The organism is Candidatus Accumulibacter vicinus (assembly GCF_000584955.1).
GTDB classification, from domain to species: Bacteria; Pseudomonadota; Gammaproteobacteria; order Burkholderiales; family Rhodocyclaceae; genus Accumulibacter; species Accumulibacter vicinus.
Genome location: NZ_JDSS02000021.1, coordinates 306,167 through 306,437, shown reverse-complemented (window position 1 = coordinate 306,437; position 271 = coordinate 306,167). Strand labels below are relative to the sequence as shown.

Sequence of the window (271 nt, the reverse complement as noted above, 5' to 3'; positions counted from 1 at the left end):
CCCTGGCTCGGCTTCGCCGGCTCCGCCGGCAACTGCCTTCCCACCTGCCAAGCCGGCTCCGCCGCCTTCCCAGGACCTAGGGCGAGCCGGAACCCGATGAAGCTGCTGAGCCCGCCCGGCTCGTCCCCGTAGCGGTAGGCAGAACGCACGAACCTGCCGTTGCCGTTCCACGAGCCGCCGCGCAACACGCGGGCGTCGCCCGACGCCGCGCCGCGCGGGTCCACCTGCGGCGTCGTCGGGTAGTCTCCGTACCAGTCGGCACACCACTCCA

General features: G+C 73.1%; 1 protein-coding gene. It reads right to left on the bottom strand.

Going from position 1 to position 271, the window contains the following annotated elements; all coding sequences use genetic code 11:
- The coding region (locus CAPSK01_RS10355; RefSeq protein WP_273703475.1) for an SUMF1/EgtB/PvdO family nonheme iron enzyme at positions 1-271 on the bottom strand (271 nt) is incomplete at both ends.